Source organism: Brucella pseudogrignonensis (genome assembly GCF_031454375.1).
In the GTDB taxonomy this organism is placed as follows: Bacteria; Pseudomonadota; Alphaproteobacteria; order Rhizobiales; family Rhizobiaceae; genus Brucella; species Brucella pseudogrignonensis_A.
On the sequence record NZ_JAVDQT010000001.1, the window covers coordinates 494650 to 512753 of the forward strand.

Here is an 18104-nt window from a genome sequence, read left to right on the forward strand (position 1 = left end):
AGGAAAAATACATGATCCAGAAAAACTGGCAGGAACTCATTAAGCCGAACAAAGTGGACTTCATCACCAACGGCTCCCGCACGCGTGCAACCGTTGTTGCTGAGCCGCTTGAACGCGGTTTCGGTCTGACACTCGGCAATGCTCTGCGTCGCGTGCTTCTGTCGTCGCTTCGCGGTGCAGCAGTTACCGCTGTCCAGATCGACGGCGTTCTGCATGAGTTCTCTTCTATTCCGGGCGTCCGCGAAGACACCACGGATATTGTTCTGAACGTCAAGGAAATCGCCATCCGTATGGAAGGCGAAGGCCCGAAGCGCATGGTTGTCCGCAAGGAAGGCCCGGGCGTTGTTACGGCTGGTGACATTCAGACTGTTGGCGATGTCGAGATCCTTAACCCGGAACACGTCATCTGCACACTGGATGAAGGCGCTGAAATCCGCATGGAATTCACCGTTAACACCGGTAAGGGCTATGTGCCTGCCGACCGTAATCGTGCGGAAGATGCTCCAATCGGCCTTATTCCGGTTGATAGCCTTTATTCGCCGATCCGCAAGGTATCGTACAAGATTGAGAACACCCGTGAAGGTCAGGTTCTTGATTATGACAAGCTGACGCTCAACATCGAAACCAATGGTTCGGTGAGCGGTGAAGATGCAGTTGCTTATGCAGCACGTATTCTTCAGGACCAGCTGGCTGTCTTCGTTAACTTCGAAGAGCCACAGAAGGAAGCTCCGCAGGAACAAGTTGCGGAACTCGCTTTCAATCCGGCTCTGCTCAAGAAGGTCGACGAACTCGAGCTGTCAGTACGTTCGGCAAACTGCCTGAAGAACGACAACATCGTCTATATCGGCGATCTGATCCAGAAGACGGAAGCCGAGATGTTGCGGACTCCGAATTTCGGCCGCAAGTCGCTCAACGAGATCAAGGAAGTTCTGGCGTCGATGGGTCTCCATCTTGGTATGGAAATCCCAGCCTGGCCGCCTGAAAATATCGAAGATCTCGCCAAGCGCTACGAAGACCAATATTAAGACCGGACAATTCCGGCTGAACTGAATTAAAGGAGAAGGCCATGCGCCACGGTAATGGACAGCGTAAGCTGAACCGCACTGCCTCGCATCGCAAGGCAATGTTCGCCAACATGGCGGCTTCGCTCATCGAGCATGAACAGATTGTGACCACACTTCCTAAAGCTAAGGAAATCCGTCCAATCGTAGAAAAGCTTGTCACACTCGGCAAGCGCGGTGATTTGCATGCACGTCGTCAGGCGATTTCCGCCATCCGCGACGTACAGCTGGTTGCTAAGCTGTTCGACACACTTGCTACACGTTACGCAACCCGTAACGGCGGCTACATCCGCATCATGAAGGCAGGCTTCCGCACCGGTGACAATGCACCGATGGCAGTTGTCGAATTCGTTGAACGCGATGTCGACGCAAAGGGCAAAGCTGATCGCGCACGCGTTGAAGCTGAAGCCGCTGCTGAAGCAGACGCAGCGTAATTCACGCTTCGTAATGATTAAAAAGGGTCGCCTCGTGCGGCCCTTTTTGTTTTTGCGCTTTGCTCACACCAAGCATTACAAAGCTGTAATGCTGTTTGCCACAATACAGCCCTTTATCCTTGGCCTTGTTGCCTCCATATTGTTCTCAACCTGATGAATCGGGTTTCAGAAGGAAAGCTGGAGTGAGCGGATGAATTTGCGGCGTTTGGGAATTACGGGTGTTGTTCTAGCTTCAGTCAGTATGATGGTGTTACCGACATTTGCGCAGGACAATCCTGCGCCGGTTCAGGGAAAACATATCCCGCTGAGCCGTGGCGACATGCAGCTGTCTTTTGCGCCGCTCGTTAAAGAGACCGCACCGGCTGTGGTGAATGTCTATGCCGCGCGGCAAGTACAGCAACGCCCATCACCTTTTGCGGGTGACCCATTTTTCGAGCAGTTTTTCGGCAAACAATTTGGCGGTACTGGCAAGCCACGCACGGAACAATCGCTCGGTTCGGGTGTGATCGTCGATTCATCGGGTATCGTCGTGACCAACAATCACGTCATCAAGGATGCAGACGAGATCAAAGTCGCTCTGTCTGATGGTCGCCAGCTTGAGAGCAAGGTTTTGCTTCGCGACGAGACCACCGATCTTGCGGTTCTTAAGATTGAAGCAAAAGAGAAATTCCCAGTCGTTTCACTGGGTAACTCTGACGATGTTGAAGTTGGCGATCTGGTTCTGGCTATCGGCAATCCATTTGCTGTCGGACAGACTGTTACAAGCGGTATCGTCTCAGCGCAGTCCCGTACGCAGGTTGGTGTCTCTGATTTCGACTTCTTCATTCAGACAGACGCAGCGATCAATCCCGGTAATTCAGGCGGCGGTCTGATCGATATGCGAGGTCGCCTTATCGGTATCAACACAGCTATTTATTCACGCTCTGGCGGTTCGGTGGGTATCGGTTTTGCAATTCCATCGAATATGGTTCGCGCCGTTGTCGATGCCGCGTTGAGCGGCAGCACCAGTTTTGAACGTCCTTTCATTGGTGCGACTTTCCAGAACATCACACCAGATGTCGCTGAAAGTCTTGGTATGGATAAGTCGTTTGGTGTGCTGGTAACGGCTGTTACCAAGGGCGGACCAGCAGAGCAGGCGGGCTTGAAAGTCGGTGACGTTGTTCTTTCCGTCCAGGATGTGCGCGCCGATAACATCGATGTGCTCGGCTATCGCCTCTCGACCGCAGGCATTGGCAATACTGTTACGCTCGATATTGTGCGTAATGGCAAGGACAGCAAGCTGCCGGTAAAACTGGCAAAAGAGCCAGAAGCCAAGCCACAGCAGAAGCAAACAATCAAAGGCGATAATCCGTTTGAAGGCGCAGTCGTTGAGGAAATCACGCCTGCAATGGCCTCTAAGATGCGGCTGCGTGAGGGATCGCGCGGTGTGATTGTCACCGATGTTATTGTTAATTCACAAGCAGCTCAGCTTGGTTTGCGCCAGCGCGATATTATCCGCGGAATCAATGGTAATCCGATCCGTACGATCAATGATTTGACCACGGCGCTTAATGGCGGACGTGGTCTGGCTTGGCGGCTTGAAGTCGAGCGCAATGGTGCGTTGATCCGCCAGTTCGTTCGCTGACCTCATCGCTAAGCATTTAAAGTTGCATGTCGTTTCAGGCGGGACTATGCCTGAAACGACATTTGTTTTTATGGCGTTGAGCGAAGCGAAATGAGCGATCTATTTTCCACTGCGGCTGATCCAAATGCCGACCGTAACAGGCCGCTTGCCGATCGCCTTCGTCCGCGTCAACTATCGGAAGTTACTGGGCAGGAACACCTGACCGGGCCGGAAGGCATTCTTACGCGGATGATCGCTTCTGGTTCGCTTGGGTCCATGATTTTCTGGGGCCCTCCGGGAACAGGCAAAACAACGGTTGCACGATTGCTCGCAGGCGAAACCGAACTTGCCTTCGAGCAGATTTCAGCGATTTTTTCCGGTGTGGCTGATCTTAAGAAAGTCTTTGAGGCTGCACGTGCGCGCCGCATGTCGGGTCGCCAGACTCTGTTATTTGTGGACGAGATTCATCGTTTCAATCGTGCGCAACAGGATAGCTTTCTTCCTGTGATGGAAGATGGGACTGTCATTCTGATTGGTGCGACGACAGAAAACCCATCCTTTGAACTTAATGCCGCTTTGCTGTCGCGGGCGAGGGTGCTGACTTTTCATCCACATGACGCAACGAGCATTGCGACACTTCTGACACGCGCTGAAGAGCAGGAAGAGCGTCCCTTACCGCTTGATGAAGAAGCACGCGCTAGCCTTATTCGCATGGCGGATGGCGATGGCCGCGCATCATTGACGCTTGCAGAGGAAGTCTGGCGGGCTGCCCGACCGGGCGAGATATTTGACGCCGAAAAGTTGCAGGATGTCGTGCAACGTCGTGCGCCTGTTTATGACAAGGGGCAGGACGGCCACTATAACCTCATTTCCGCACTGCATAAATCGGTGCGTGGATCTGATCCTGATGCAGCACTTTATTATCTCTGTCGCATGTTTGACGCCGGTGAAGATCCGCTTTATCTCGGGCGTCGTCTCGTTCGTATGGCAGCAGAGGACATTGGTCTTGCCGATCCGCAGGCACTTGCAATCTGCAATGCGGCTAAGGATGCTTATGATTATCTCGGCTCTCCGGAAGGGGAGCTGGCCTTGGCACAGGCCTGCGTTTATCTGGCAACGGCTCCAAAATCCAACGCTGTTTATATGGCTTACAAAGCCTCGATGCGCGCGGCTAAGGAGAATGGTTCTCTCTTACCGCCGAAGCACATTCTCAATGCGCCGACCAAGCTTATGAAGAGTGAAGGCTATGGTGATGGTTATGCTTATGATCATGACCAGCCAGACGCTTTCTCGGGGCAGGACTATTTCCCGGAGGCTATGGGCCGACAGGTTTTCTACGATCCACCGGAGCGTGGCTTTGAGCGTGAAATTCGTAAGCGACTAGATTACTGGTCGCGTTTACGTGCCGAGCGTCAGAGTCGTAGATGAACGCTGACTGCTCTATTTAAAGCTATTCATGAGGCCTTATAGTCACATTTCGGCCTTCATCTATCAGCTTAGAGCGAAGAAAATTGCAACCTATGGATTTAGTCCACAGGTGGCGTCATTTATTTATTCTCTAATAAATACAATGGTGCGGCAACCCAAAGCGGTATGCTTAAACAATCTGGTAACCATATACAGATCAGGCACTTAGCTTAAGTTGTACTTAATGTTTAAAATTCATCAAATTTTATAATTTCTACGAGGTTTGTCCATGACGCGCGTATTGATGCTCGTTGCGCTCGTTATTCTTGGTGGTTGTGCAACTGCGCCTCGGCAGGTCAGCAATGTTTGCGCTGTTTTTGACCAGCGCGATGGCTGGATCAATAATTGGCAATCGGATGCAACGCGGGTTTCGCGTGAGTTTGGCGTACCGGTGCATGTGCTGATGGCAACGATCTATACCGAATCTGGGTTCCGTCCATATGCACGTCCTCCACGCACGAAGCTACTCGGCTTCATTCCATGGAAACGCGCTTCCACTGCCTATGGCTATTCTCAAGCGCTCAATGGAACGTGGGATCGCTACAAGCGTGAAACCGGTCGCTGGACAGCATCGCGCAGTAATTTCGGTGACGCTATTCATTTCATTGGCTGGTATCATAATGAAAGCAGCCGCAGAAATGGCATCAACCGTAACGATGCTTATAGCCTCTATCTCGCCTATTATTCGGGCCATGGCGGTTATGCCCGCGGTGTCTGGCGCAATAACTCGACAGCCCTGAACGGAGCTAAGCGCGCTCAGAACATGGCCAGCCGCTATGCAACCCAGCTGCGTTCTTGTGGGCGTATGGGCTAAAATGCCTTGGAATGTGCTGTAAAATTGGCGATAAAGGGATTTAAGGCCACCATCCAGCCGTATTCGAAGTTATCATTCGCGGCGAATCGAACATTGAGGATGACGTTTTTTATGCTGAAGAAACTTGGAATTGTCTTTATCGGGGCCACATTTCTGGCAGGCTGTACATCGACTGACCCATATACGGGCCAGGAAAAGATGTCGAATACCGCAGGTGGTGCCGCGATCGGCGCAGCCGTTGGTGCGCTCGGCGGTCTGATGGTCGGTGGTTCGAGCCGCGCACAGCGTAATGCTGTTCTTATCGGTGCCGGTATTGGTGCGCTTGGTGGCGGTGCTATCGGTAATTACATGGATCGTCAGGAATCTGAACTCCGCAATCAGCTGCAGGGAACCGGCGTTTCCGTCACCCGTAATGGCGATCAGATTATCCTCAACATGCCTTCGGCAATTACATTTGATACCGATCAGGATCAGGTGAAGAGCCAGTTCTATTCGACGCTGAACTCAGTTGCGATCGTTCTGCGCAAATTCAATCAGACACTGGTTGATGTGTATGGCTTTACCGACTCTACGGGTAGCGCGAGCTACAATCAGGGGCTTTCGCAGCGTCGTGCAGCTTCCGTTGCAAGCTATCTTGGCTCGCAGGGCATTGATCCACGCCGCTTTGCAGTTATCGGCTATGGCGCAAGTCAGCCAGTTGCCAGCAATGCAACACCGGAAGGTCGTGCACAGAACCGTCGTGTGGAAATTCAGATTTCTCCGCTGCGCGGCGCGCAGTAATAATTCGCCTTCATTATTTTCAAGCAATTTGGCGCAGTCCCTCGAAAGAAGGGCTGCGTTTTCAATTGTGAGCAGCGAATCAAGCGGAAAATTTCCATGCTTTTTGCAACTAAAGCGTGGACAGTTTTAAAGATTATAGTTTTCTAATATAGAAGAACAATAAAAGAACAAAAAATCTTAATTGTTTAAAAACAATAACTTGTTCTTATTGCAAAATGAGAACAAAACAGATACAAATAGATATTGGCGATAAGCCCTATGGGCTTCTAGCGAGGCAAGAGGATGGTGTAAGATGTCTCAGAAATCATTGCGACTCGTTGAGGATAATTCAGTGGATAAGACTAAGGCTCTGGATGCGGCGTTGTCGCAAATTGAACGTGCGTTCGGCAAGGGCTCTATCATGCGGCTCGGTCAGAACGAAGTCGTTGATATTGAGACTGTGCCAACCGGCTCGCTTTCTTTGGATATTGCATTGGGCGTCGGCGGTCTGCCCAAGGGACGTATCGTAGAAATTTATGGCCCTGAAAGCTCGGGTAAGACGACACTAGCACTGCATACGATTGCAGAAGCACAGAAAAAAGGTGGCATCTGCGCATTCGTTGACGCGGAACATGCACTTGATCCTGTCTATGCACGCAAGCTTGGCGTTGATCTTGAAAACCTTCTGATTTCGCAGCCAGATACGGGTGAGCAGGCGCTCGAAATCACCGATACGCTTGTGCGTTCCGGTGCGATTGACGTTCTCGTTGTCGACTCGGTTGCGGCTCTTACACCACGCGCTGAAATTGAAGGCGAAATGGGTGATTCTCTGCCAGGTCTTCAGGCTCGCCTGATGAGTCAGGCGCTGCGCAAGCTCACGGCTTCGATCTCGCGTTCGAATTGCATGGTCATCTTCATCAACCAGATTCGTATGAAGATCGGCGTGATGTTTGGATCGCCTGAAACAACAACAGGCGGTAATGCGCTCAAGTTTTATGCGTCGGTTCGTCTTGATATTCGCCGTATTGGCTCGATCAAGGAGCGCGATGAAGTCGTCGGCAACCAGACCCGCGTGAAGGTGGTCAAGAACAAGCTTGCTCCTCCGTTCAAGCAGGTTGAGTTTGACATCATGTATGGTGCTGGTGTTTCCAAGACAGGCGAATTGGTCGATCTGGGTGTGAAGGCTGGTATTGTCGAAAAATCGGGTGCTTGGTTCTCTTATAATTCGCAGCGTCTGGGGCAGGGCCGTGAGAACGCCAAGCAGTACCTGAAAGACAATCCGGAAGTCGCAAAAGAGATTGAAACGACACTTCGTCAGAATGCGGGTCTCATCGCTGAGAAATTCATCGAAGATGGTGGCCCGGAAGCTGACGACGGTCCGGATGCAGCTGAAGCATAAGCTTCATGTTGATATGAAATAAAGAAAGCCCTGCATGAAAGTGTGGGGCTTTTGGCTTTTTAAGCCCAATACTGTTGCATAGTTGCCGTTTTCTGCGTTTGCGGCAGAAATTGCTTTTATAGCGCACACTGCTTATCTGGACAGAAAAGCAGTGCCCCGTTAAAAGCGGACAACCGAAATTCCACCTCAAGGACTTTCCATTATCGGGCAGTCGAAGCGTGGCGGCAGATTAAGCCGTTAAATGCCGCATTCCTGCGGGTGGAGATTATATAATTGATGCGTTTTCAATTGCGCATCTCATGCAGGGCAGAAAATGTCCAAGGGTGAATTATGGCTGGCGTCAACGAGATAAGGTCCACATTCCTCGACTATTTCCGTAAGAACGGACATGAAGTCGTTTCATCAAGTCCACTCGTTCCTCGTAACGACCCGACGCTGATGTTCACCAATGCGGGCATGGTGCAGTTCAAGAATGTTTTCACTGGTCTTGAACAGCGTCCTTACAGCCGCGCAACCACGTCACAGAAATGCGTGCGTGCCGGCGGTAAGCATAACGATCTGGACAATGTAGGCTATACAGCGCGTCACCACACATTCTTTGAAATGCTGGGTAACTTTTCCTTCGGCGATTACTTCAAGGAAGAGGCGATCACGCATGCATGGAATCTGATCACTAAGGAGTTTGGCCTTAACAAGGACAAGCTGCTGGTCACAGTTTATCATACCGATGATGACGCTGCGAACTTCTGGAAGAAGATTGCCGGTCTTTCTGGTGATCGTATCATCCGCATTGCGACGAATGATAATTTCTGGGCAATGGGTGATACGGGTCCTTGCGGTCCTTGCTCGGAAATTTTCTACGATCATGGCGATCACATCTGGGGTGGACCTCCAGGATCCGTAGATGAAGACGGCGATCGTTTCATCGAAATCTGGAATCTCGTCTTCATGCAGTTTGAGCAGGTTACACCTGATCAGCGCATTGATTTGCCACGTCCGTCGATTGATACGGGCATGGGCCTTGAGCGTGTTGCAGCTGTGCTTCAGGGCGTGCATGACAATTACGATATCGATCTCTTCAAGGCACTGATCCGCGCTTCGGAAGAAGCGACAGGCGTTAAGGCTGAAGGCGATTTCCGCGCCAGCCATCGCGTGATTGCCGATCATCTGCGTGCATCAAGCTTCCTGATTGCTGATGGCGTTTTGCCGTCGAATGAAGGCCGCGGTTATGTGCTGCGCCGCATCATGCGCCGCGCTATGCGTCATGCACAGTTGCTCGGTGCCAGCCAGCCATTGATGTGGCGTCTGCTGCCAGCGCTGATCCGTGAGATGGGTCAGGCTTATCCGGAACTCATCCGCGCAGAAGCGCTGATTTCAGAAACGCTTCAGCTGGAAGAAACCCGTTTCCGCAAGACATTGGAACGCGGCCTTGGCTTGCTCTCTGATGCTTCGGAAAATCTGGTTGAAGGTGACCGTCTTGATGGCGAAACCGCGTTCAAGCTTTATGACACCTATGGTTTCCCGCTTGATCTGACGCAGGACGCTCTGCGACAGCGCGGTGTCACCGTTGACACTGACGGTTTCAACACAGCAATGCAGCGCCAGAAGGCCGAAGCACGTGCCAACTGGACGGGTTCGGGCGAAGCTGCAACTGAAACCATCTGGTTCGGCATAAAGGATAAGGTTGGCGCGACCGAGTTCCTCGGTTATGAAACCGAAAGTGCTGAAGGCGTTATTTCTGCTCTCGTGCGCGATGGTGCAGAAGTATCATCGGCTGCGGAAGGCGAAACTGTATCCGTCGTTGTCAACCAGACGCCATTCTATGGCGAATCCGGTGGCCAGCAGGGCGATACGGGCACGATCTCCGGCGAAGGCTTTGTCATTACTGTTCGCGAAACGCTCAAAAAAGGCGAAGGCCTTTTTGTCCATATTGGCGAAGTCACCAAGGGATCGGCTAAGGTCGGCGATGCGGTTGAGCTGAAGGTTGACGGTGAGCGCCGTACACGCATTCGCTCCAACCACTCGGCAACGCATCTGCTGCATGAAGCGCTGCGTGAAACACTCGGTTCGCATGTTGCACAGAAGGGTTCGCTTGTTGCACCTGATCGTTTGCGTTTCGACTTCTCGCATCCAAAGCCGATTTCGGCTGAGGAGCTGACGGCTGTTGAAAATCTCGCCAATGAAATCATCCTGCAGAATGCGCAAGTCACCACGCGTTTGATGGCGGTGGATGATGCAATTGCTGAAGGTGCTATGGCGCTGTTCGGCGAAAAATACGGCGATGAAGTGCGTGTTGTTTCGATGGGCACAGCAAAGCACGGCGAAAAGGCTGGCAAGGCTTACTCGGTTGAGCTTTGCGGCGGTACACATGTTCGTCAGACCGGAGATATTGGTCTTGTCCGCATTCTGTCCGACAGCGGCGTTGCTGCCGGTGTTCGTCGTATGGAAGCGCTGACGGGTGAGGCGGCTCGCCTTTACCTTGAAGAACAGGACGAGCGCGTCAAGGCAATCGCCGGTGTGTTGAAAACTTCGCCATCGGAAGCTCTGGAGCGCGTGAATGCACTTGTTGACGAGCGCAAGAAATTGGAACGCGAACTTACCGAAGCACGCAGACAGCTTGCGCTAAGTGGTGGCTCGTCGGATGGTGGGAGCGCTGTTGAAACAGTCAACGGTGTCAACTTCCTTGGCAAGGTTGTAACTGGCGTTTCGCCGCGTGATCTCAAGCCACTTGCCGACGAAGGCAAGAAGCAGGTTGGCTCTGGTGTTGTTCTCTTCGTTGGTGTTGGTGAAGACGGCAAGGCAAGTGCTGTTGCTGCTGTGACCGAAGATCTGATTGGCCGGTTTAGTGCGGTTGATCTGGTGCGTGCGGCGTCGAGCGCTCTTGGTGGTGCAGGTGGCGGCGGTCGTCCGGATATGGCACAGGCCGGTGGTCCCGATGGCACCAAGGCAAATGATGCAGTCGCAGCGGTTAAAGCGCTTATCGTCTGATAAATTACATATAAGAAAAAAAAGGCCGGGATCTTCCCGGCCTTTTTTATGCTGCATGCATCTTGCGGCTATCGTCAGGTGCTTCTTCACGTTGATCGAGCCCGTAATCGCGAGCGACATTCGCAACACGCAGTCGGTAGTTTTCAAAAACACCACCGCGTCCTTTCGTCTGTGCTATTCGATGAGTTGGAAGATTGCGCCACTGTTTCACGGCCTCTTCGTCACGCCAGAAGGAGAGAGACAGTAGCTTTTCTGGCTCAACCAGACTTTGAAAACGTTCTATGGATATGAAGCCATCAATTTGTGCCAGATCAGCGCGCAGGCTTAAAGCAATATCGAGATATTGGTCGCGCCTTTCATCATCTGCCGGCCAGACTTCAAATATGACAGCGATCATGGCTTGATAAACTCCGCATGTGGAGCTGATTGCAGCTTGAGAAAGATGCGTTCTTCGGAGCGGATAAACTGTTCGCGTTTTGCGAATTCATAGTTAGCCCGGCCGATTGGGTCGGCAGCTAGACGCGCGCGAAACTGTTCGTAGGCGGCGAGATTTTCGACGGAGTAGACACCATAAGCCGTCGTGGTCGAGCCTTCATACGGACCGAAATAGCCAATGAGGTTTGCGCCGCAACGTGGGCTTGCTTGTCCCCAATTTCGAGCATATTCAGCGAAGGCATCGGCTTTGAACGGGTCGATTTGATAGCGGATGAAGCAGGTAATCATTTTATCTCCTAATTTTTGAAGTTTCTGGAGATCCTTTTAGCTTATTGAATGTTGTTCATGCTTCGGTTAGCATCGAAGTATGAAAGACGGACCAATCATAGCTTCTGTTGCTGCCCTATTAGGCGATCCAGCGCGCGCAAATATGTTGACGGCGCTGATGGATGGGCGCGCTTTGACGGTAAGCGAACTCGCCGCTGCGGCTGGTGTTACGATCCAGACTGCGAGCGGACATCTCTCAAAACTTGATGCTGCCAATTTGCTCGTCGCTGAAAAGCAGGGCAGGCATCGGTATTTCAGGCTATCAGGTACGGATGTGGCGCAGGTGCTAGAAGGGCTGATGGGGCTTGCACAGCGCACCGGCGCCGTGCGTGTTCGCACAGGTCCGAAAGATCATGCACTGCGTAAGGCGCGTATTTGTTATGATCACTTGGCAGGTGAGCGTGGCGTGGAAATGCTGGACGCTTCATACAGGCTTGGTCTGATCGATGATGCCAGCGAGCCTGCGCTGACCGATGAGGGGAAGACATTCTTCTCGTGCCTCGGCATTGATGTCGATGCGCTGCAAAAGGGCAAACGACCGCTTTGCCGTCATTGTCTAGACTGGAGCGAGAGACGTAACCACTTAGGTGGTGCACTTGGTGCCGCACTCCTGAAGAACTTCATCGATAAAAGTTGGGCGCGACGGGAAGAGGGCCGGGTTATCGCCTTCTCGCCCAGTGGCGCGCAGGCTTTTGCAAAGGCTTTTCAGCTTTGATGTGACGGCCTCTCTCCGTTAAAGCGCTTTTCGATATTGGATGAAGCCGGATGCCTGTGCGATGTTGTCGTATAGACGACGTGCGGTGGCGTTGCTTTCATGGGTGAGCCAATAGAGGCGACCTGCACCTTCCGCGCGAGCGAGATCAGCAGCAGCTTCGATCAGCGCAGCGCCTGTACCTTTTCCGCGCTGACTGTTTTCAACATAGAGGTCTTGCAGATAGCAGGTCCATTTTGGCAGCCAGCACGAGCGATGAAAAATCACATGCACAATACCAACGAGGTTTCCGTCGTCATCGAAGGCGCCCAAAGCGTGCATGGGTTCTGATGCATCGTGGAAGCGTTGCCATGTAATGTCGGTGGTCTCAGCAGGAATATCGACTTCGTAAAAGACCTGATAGGCTTTCCATAAGGGTTCCCATGTAGCGCGGTCTTTCGGCGTTAATGCCCGAATTGTCGACATATCAATCTTCCCTGTTTCTGTAACAACAGACTATCGAGGACTAATTGTGCTTGCGAGGGATAAATTGTGGCGCGCAAATAAAAAAGCGGCGGGAAATTCCCGCCGCTTTTTTGTTCATTCAGGCCTGCTTAAGCAGCCATTGCCTTCTGAAGGTTTTCATCGATCTTGTCGAGGAAGCCCGTAGTCGAGAGCCATGGCTGATCTGGACCGATAAGCAGCGCCAGATCCTTGGTCATGTAGCCGCTTTCGACAGTGTCTACGCAGACCTTTTCCAGCGTGTCAGCAAAGCGCTTCAGTTCTGCATTATCGTCAAGCTTTGCACGATGTGCGAGGCCACGGGTCCATGCGAAGATCGAAGCGATTGAATTGGTCGAGGTTTCCTCGCCCTTCTGATGCTGGCGATAGTGACGGGTCACCGTGCCGTGTGCAGCTTCTGCTTCAACGGTCTTGCCATCTGGCGTCATCAGAACCGAGGTCATCAGGCCGAGTGAGCCGAAGCCCTGTGCCACGATGTCGGACTGCACGTCGCCGTCGTAGTTCTTACAAGCCCAGACATAACCGCCCGACCACTTGAGAGCCGATGCAACCATGTCGTCGATCAGGCGATGTTCGTACCAGATCTTCGCTTCTTTGAACTTTTCAGCAAATTCGGTCTGATAGACTTCTTCAAAGATGTCCTTGAAGCGACCGTCATAAGCCTTGAGAATGGTGTTCTTGGTCGAGAGATAGACCGGATAGTTGCGCTGCAAGCCGTAGTTCAGCGAAGCGCGCGCAAATTCACGGATCGATTCGTCGAGGTTGTACATGGCCATTGCTACGCCAGCAGCTGGAGCCTGATAGACTTCGTGCTCGATGGTTTCGCCGTCTTCACCTACGAACTTGATCGAAAGTGTGCCTTTGCCCGGGAATTTAAAATCGGTCGCACGGTACTGGTCACCGAAAGCGTGACGGCCGACGATGATTGGCTGTGTCCAGCCTGGAACCAGGCGAGGGACGTTTTTGCAAATGATTGGTTCGCGGAAAATAACGCCACCGAGGATGTTGCGGATGGTGCCGTTTGGCGACTTCCACATCTTCTTGAGCTTGAATTCTTCAACGCGGGCTTCGTCCGGCGTGATGGTTGCGCACTTTACGCCAACGCCGTGTTCCTTGATGGCGTTTGCTGCGTCAATGGTGACCTGATCGTTGGTCGCATCGCGGTGCTCGACCGAAAGATCGTAATATTTCAGATCGATGTCGAGGTAAGGATGGATCAGCTTGTCCTTGATGAACTGCCAGATGATGCGGGTCATCTCGTCGCCGTCAAGTTCAACGACCGGGTTTGCAACCTTGATTTTTGCCATTGATAATGCCTCTCATTGAATGCGTCGCGCCCGTATAGCATCGGTAAGCGCTGAGGCAAAGTGTCAGAGGCTTATTCTTTGGCCTATAGGCGATTTTTCAGGCCGCATGATGTGCAGGTTTTTGCCACGTGGAGTGCGGATCACGATAAGTTTCTTTTTCGCGCCGCAAGATTTCTTCTGCATCAAGTGTGGAGATTGCAGTTTTCCTGTCGGACGGGATCAATCCATTGACCTGAAGCGCAAGATACCGACCGCAGCATACGCGCAGAAATGATGCGAAATTATCGAGGTCGTGACCTTCTGCGCGTGATTCCTCATAGAGTTTGCCGAGCAGACGGCTGACGCTCATGTCATCGCGTCCGGCAATATCCTCGAGCGCCGACCAGAAAAAGTTCTCCAGCCGCACACTTGTCACGACGCCATCAATACGCAGTGAACGTGTTACGCTTTGCCAGAGTTGCTGCTCTGCGCCTATGAACAATCTGCACATGACTTCCTCCCGTTTTTCCCCAAGGTCAGTGTCGCGCAGATTGCTGTTGGCCGCAACTTACTTGATTGGTTGAACCGTATAAGTGATGCTTCCGGCTGCCACTTCATCAATATTCAAGGTGAGGTCGCGGATTGTTACCTGCCGTTGATCAGAGGGGAACTCTATGGTCTGGCCACTCGCTGGAAAATCCAAGCTATCAATTGAATAGCCTCTGATTTCAAATTGCATCTTGCCTGCTTCAATACCGGCAAAGACAACATCATAGATGCGCCCGCTTTCATTGGACTGGTAGTCGTCTTTGGACGGAAGCATAGTTCCTTTGCTGTAGTCACGCGGAGGAACAACTGGATTGCCCGACAAAACGAACTGCGTCTGGCCGAAGGTGTCTGGCGACGGCGCCGGATATTGTTCGGAAATGACTGCCACTTCCGCGCCAGCAGCTTCCTGCGCATTGGCGAGATTTGCTGGACCGAAGAGAATTGCGCTGATGCTTACGGCAAACGAGAAAGCAATGGCTTTGGCGGGTTTCATGTGGTCTTCCATCTCATTTCAAGAAAGCCTTTCCGGCAGATTTGCCAGAAAGGCTCTGATTTGGCATTTTTAGCGAAATGCCATGCATGATGAAAGCCGCAGTTTAAGCGTTTACTCAGCTATGCGTGATTTTTGTGCCGAGAACGGCGAGGAACTGCGAAAGCCATGCAGGATGGGCAGGCCATGCAGGAGCCGTCACAAGGTTTCCGTCAGTCACGGCCTGATCGACTGGAATATCGGCGTAGGTTCCGCCTGCAAGTTCGACCTCTGGACGGCAGGCCGGATAAGCGGAGCAGGTACGGCCTTCAAGCACACGCGCGGCGGCGAGTAGTTGTGCGCCATGGCAGACAGCTGCAACCGGTTTGTTGGCTTCAAAGAAATGCTCAACGATGGCAATAACTTTTTCATCAAGGCGCAGATATTCTGGTCCACGTCCGCCCGGAATAACGAGCGCGTCGTAGCTTTCGGCCTTCACATCGGCGAATGTCGCATTGAGTGTGAAATTATGACCGGGTTTCTCGGTGTAAGTCTGATGTCCTTCGAAGTCGTGAATAGCGGTCGCGATAGCGTCGCCCGCTTTTTTACCGGGGCAAACCGCATGGACTTTGTGTCCAACGGCGAGAAGCGTCTGAAACGGAACCATAGTTTCGTAATCTTCGCAGAAATCACCGCAGATCATGAGAATCTTTTTGCCGGACATGATTTTCCTCCCTGTTAACTCGATGTCGGTTGGCGCAGTCTGCCATGGAAGGGCCGAAGACTGGTGTTATTCCGCTACTACACGCGATTTTTGACAATGTTTGTAAGGGGAATCTTTGCGATTCTCTGTCAAACATGTCAGGGAAGCGCCGTGTTGATACAGTAGTGACGGAAATTATCATGGCAGGTACAGACAAACAGCGCCCTTTGATCACCGAAGGTCCGGCGATCATTCTGGTTAATCCGCAATTGCCGGAGAATATCGGCATGGTGGCGCGCGCCATGGCAAATTTTGGCCTTGCCGAATTGCGTCTTGTGCAGCCGCGTGAAGAGTTTCCAAGCGAGAAAGCGCGCGCTGCTGCAAGCAAGGCGGATCATATCATTGATAATGCGGTGGTTTACGATGATCTCCCATCAGCGCTTGCAGATCTCAATTTCGTTTATGCCACCACGGCACGCGAGCGTGACGGCTTTAAGCAGGTGCGCAGCCCGGTCGAAGCCAATGGCGAATTGCGCCACCGCTTCAGGGCTGGTGAGAAGACTGGCATCATGTTCGGGCGCGAGCGTTTTGGTCTTAGCAATGAAGAAGTTGGTCTTGCGGATGAACTGGTGACATTCCCGGTTAATCCGGCCTTTGCATCGCTTAATATCGCGCAGGCCGTATTGCTCATGTCTTATGAGTGGATGAAGTCGGGCCTTGAGAGCGAGACGGATACGGTTTTCCGTGGACCAGAAATGGAAGCAGCGCCTAAGCAGGAATTGCAGAGTCTTTTCAATCATCTGGAAGAGGCGCTTGATATTCGGGGTTATTTCCGCCCTGAGGCCAAAAAAGAAATCATGGTCAATAATCTGCGCTCGGTTCTGACGCGCGCAGGTTTTGCATCGGCAGAACTCAAGCTTCTACGCGGCGTGATCACATCGCTTGATGTGTTTACACCCAAGAAGCCGCGTGGTTCAGGTGCACCAGAAAGCCGTGCACGTAAGCCCGCAACAGAGGACAAGGCTGAATGAAACCAGCACCCGCAGCAGAGAATTTCGGCGCGTCTTCTATCGCGATTGAAAGGCCAGTTCTGGTTTTCGACAGCGGTATCGGCGGTCTGACGGTTTTGCGCGAGTTGCGGGTTATGATGCCGGATCGGCGATTTATTTATATCGCCGATGATGCCGGCTTTCCCTATGGGGACTGGGAAGAAGAAGCGCTGCGCGCGCGTATTGTCGAACTTTTTGGCAAGTTTATCGCTGAGCATGATCCCGAAATTGCGGTGATCGCGTGCAACACAGCCTCAACGCTGGTGCTGGATGATCTGCGCCGTGCTTATCCGTCAGTGCCTTTTGTGGGAACGGTTCCGGCGATCAAGCCTGCTGCCGAACGCACTTCGTCGGGGCTTGTCTCCGTGCTTGCAACGCCCGGTACGGTCAAGCGTGCCTATACACGTGATCTCATCCAGTCTTTTGGCTCACAATGCCATGTGCGGCTTGTCGGAGCCGATCGGCTTGCAGGTGTCGCAGAAGCCCATATTCGCGGTGAGAAGATCGATGAAGCGCTGGTCGTTGAGCAGATCACGCCATGCTTTGTTGAAAAGGACGGTGAACGCACGGATATTGTCGTACTGGCCTGCACGCATTATCCGTTTCTGGCCAATGTTTTCCGACGGCTGGCACCGTGGCCGGTCGATTGGCTCGACCCCGCCGAGGCGATTGCACGACGCACCGTTTCACTTTTGCAACCACGCGAGATTGATGAGGCGCTGCATCATCACGATGATCTGGCGGTGTTCACATCGAATAAGCCGGATTATGCCATTCGTCGCTTGATGCAGGGCTTTGGATTACATTTCTGAGAATGAAATTTATAAACCTATTGAATAATACAGCATTTTAAATAATTGTTTTTAAATAAAAATCACCCGAAAATGAAATTCATCTCCGGGTGATGGCACTGGATAATTAGCTCGCGGCTTCCTGTCGGGCATCGCGTTTAGCTTGAGCTACGCTGGCGGCTTTTTTCAAACGTCCACGCTCCATTGGCCGGATGAGGCTGTCTGCTTTTTCATTGGGAATATTGCGCATGCCATGACGCGCGTGCCGCGTGTTAAACGTCGTTTCGTTCTTTTCGCTGGCTTTCTTGGTTGCCAGAGCCTTCTTCGCATTCGCGATAAGGTCGTTGCTTGTCGACATGCTGCGGCGGCGATCAACTTCTGCGTTGATGCGGCGCATAGCCATGGCAAGAACAGAAACTTTCAGATGTGAGCCTTCGTCAGCCTTTGATGCCGATGCACCGCGTGCTGCAGCTTTTCCGCGCATTTCGCGGCGGCGTTGATGGGCCTGATCGCGGGCTTTGCTGCGGCGGTCGCGCAAAAGCTTTGCAAGCTGCGAGAGTTCAGAGTCGGGAACTTCCTGAAGAAGTGGGTGGTGGGATTTTTCTACCAGTTCGCGTTCTTCTGCATTCAACGCGCGGGCTTCTTCCTTTCGTGTGATGGCCATGAGATGTCCTTTCTGGTTGTAATAAATGCAGGTGCATTTTTGATATAGGCATCAGAAGTTGCAGGGAAAGGTGAGTGCCGCAGTTTTTGAGGG

The 18104-nt window shown here is 52.3% G+C and carries 19 protein-coding genes; 11 read left to right on the plus strand and 8 right to left on the minus strand.

Annotated features, from left to right (window positions below):
- Window positions 1-11: 11 nt before the first annotated feature.
- From J2782_RS02410 to alaS, 8 genes are all read left to right on the plus strand, one after another.
- Complete coding sequence (locus tag J2782_RS02410) at window positions 12-1025, plus strand: DNA-directed RNA polymerase subunit alpha (RefSeq protein ID WP_250040976.1); 1014 nt, start codon at window positions 12-14, stop codon at window positions 1023-1025.
- Between the two features lie 41 nt (window positions 1026-1066).
- Window positions 1067-1495, plus strand: coding sequence for a 50S ribosomal protein L17 (rplQ, locus tag J2782_RS02415; protein ID WP_024897030.1), 429 nt, complete (start codon window positions 1067-1069; stop codon window positions 1493-1495).
- Window positions 1496-1685: 190 nt separating this feature from the next.
- Window positions 1686-3119: a DegQ family serine endoprotease gene (locus J2782_RS02420; protein ID WP_310009962.1), complete on the plus strand. Its 1434-nt coding sequence runs from the start codon at window positions 1686-1688 to the stop codon at window positions 3117-3119.
- A gap of 90 nt (window positions 3120-3209) precedes the next feature.
- The gene (locus J2782_RS02425) at window positions 3210-4526 is read left to right on the plus strand and encodes a replication-associated recombination protein A (RefSeq protein WP_310009964.1); all 1317 of its coding nucleotides are present in this window, start codon (window positions 3210-3212) and stop codon (window positions 4524-4526) included.
- Between the two features lie 268 nt (window positions 4527-4794).
- Window positions 4795-5379, plus strand: a complete 585-nt coding sequence (locus tag J2782_RS02430; protein WP_310009966.1) for a transglycosylase SLT domain-containing protein — start codon at window positions 4795-4797, stop codon at window positions 5377-5379.
- 111 nt (window positions 5380-5490) lie between these two features.
- A complete protein-coding gene (locus tag J2782_RS02435; RefSeq protein ID WP_310009967.1) occupies window positions 5491-6159 on the plus strand; it encodes a YiaD family glycine zipper/OmpA-like lipoprotein in 669 nt (222 codons plus the stop codon).
- Between the two features lie 292 nt (window positions 6160-6451).
- Entirely contained in the window at window positions 6452-7537 is a 1086-nt protein-coding gene (recA, locus tag J2782_RS02440) for a recombinase RecA (protein ID WP_250040969.1), read from the plus strand.
- Between the two features lie 330 nt (window positions 7538-7867).
- Window positions 7868-10525: an alanine--tRNA ligase gene (alaS, locus tag J2782_RS02445; protein WP_310009968.1), complete on the plus strand. Its 2658-nt coding sequence runs from the start codon at window positions 7868-7870 to the stop codon at window positions 10523-10525.
- Between the two features lie 46 nt (window positions 10526-10571).
- Here alaS and J2782_RS02450 read toward each other — a convergent pair whose 3' ends face one another.
- Together J2782_RS02450 and J2782_RS02455 are read right to left on the minus strand one after the other, a co-directional pair.
- Entirely contained in the window at window positions 10572-10922 is a 351-nt protein-coding gene (locus tag J2782_RS02450) for an antibiotic biosynthesis monooxygenase family protein (RefSeq protein ID WP_310009970.1), read from the minus strand.
- Window positions 10919-11248 carry an NIPSNAP family protein gene (locus J2782_RS02455; RefSeq protein WP_310009971.1) on the minus strand — a complete coding sequence of 110 codons (330 nt, stop codon included), beginning with the start codon at window positions 11246-11248 and terminating at the stop codon, window positions 10919-10921. The genes J2782_RS02450 and J2782_RS02455 overlap by 4 nt, the downstream gene beginning before the upstream one ends.
- Window positions 11249-11327: 79 nt before the next feature.
- Here J2782_RS02455 and J2782_RS02460 point away from each other — a divergent pair, with 79 nt between their 5' ends.
- On the plus strand, window positions 11328-12002 hold the full coding sequence (locus tag J2782_RS02460; RefSeq protein WP_310009972.1) for an ArsR/SmtB family transcription factor: 675 nt from the start codon (window positions 11328-11330) through the stop codon (window positions 12000-12002).
- Between the two features lie 18 nt (window positions 12003-12020).
- On the opposite strand, the gene J2782_RS02465 is transcribed toward J2782_RS02460, so the two are convergent.
- The 5 genes from J2782_RS02465 to J2782_RS02485 all read right to left on the minus strand — a co-directional run bounded on the left by J2782_RS02465 (window position 12021) and on the right by J2782_RS02485 (window position 15528).
- Window positions 12021-12464 carry a GNAT family N-acetyltransferase gene (locus J2782_RS02465; protein WP_310009973.1) on the minus strand — a complete coding sequence of 148 codons (444 nt, stop codon included), beginning with the start codon at window positions 12462-12464 and terminating at the stop codon, window positions 12021-12023.
- Window positions 12465-12592: 128 nt separating this feature from the next.
- The gene (locus tag J2782_RS02470) at window positions 12593-13807 is read right to left on the minus strand and encodes an NADP-dependent isocitrate dehydrogenase (RefSeq protein WP_310009974.1); all 1215 of its coding nucleotides are present in this window, start codon (window positions 13805-13807) and stop codon (window positions 12593-12595) included.
- Between the two features lie 97 nt (window positions 13808-13904).
- Window positions 13905-14297, minus strand: coding sequence for a ribbon-helix-helix domain-containing protein (locus J2782_RS02475; RefSeq protein ID WP_310009975.1), 393 nt, complete (start codon window positions 14295-14297; stop codon window positions 13905-13907).
- A 57-nt stretch (window positions 14298-14354) separates the two neighbouring features.
- Window positions 14355-14828 (minus strand): hypothetical protein, encoded by a 474-nt coding sequence (locus J2782_RS02480; protein WP_310009976.1) that lies wholly within the window; start codon window positions 14826-14828, stop codon window positions 14355-14357.
- 115 nt (window positions 14829-14943) lie between these two features.
- Window positions 14944-15528 (minus strand): DJ-1/PfpI family protein, encoded by a 585-nt coding sequence (locus J2782_RS02485; RefSeq protein WP_310009977.1) that lies wholly within the window; start codon window positions 15526-15528, stop codon window positions 14944-14946.
- A 179-nt stretch (window positions 15529-15707) separates the two neighbouring features.
- Between J2782_RS02485 and J2782_RS02490 the strand changes: the two genes are divergently transcribed.
- A complete protein-coding gene (locus J2782_RS02490) occupies window positions 15708-16538 on the plus strand; it encodes an RNA methyltransferase (RefSeq protein WP_250040959.1) in 831 nt (276 codons plus the stop codon).
- Window positions 16535-17368, plus strand: a complete 834-nt coding sequence (murI, locus tag J2782_RS02495; RefSeq protein ID WP_310009978.1) for a glutamate racemase — start codon at window positions 16535-16537, stop codon at window positions 17366-17368. The genes J2782_RS02490 and murI overlap by 4 nt, the downstream gene beginning before the upstream one ends.
- Window positions 17369-17474: 106 nt before the next feature.
- Here the strand turns inward: murI and J2782_RS02500 are convergent, their stop codons facing one another.
- Window positions 17475-18011 carry a hypothetical protein gene (locus J2782_RS02500; protein WP_310009979.1) on the minus strand — a complete coding sequence of 179 codons (537 nt, stop codon included), beginning with the start codon at window positions 18009-18011 and terminating at the stop codon, window positions 17475-17477.
- Between the last annotated feature and the right edge of the window lie 93 nt (window positions 18012-18104).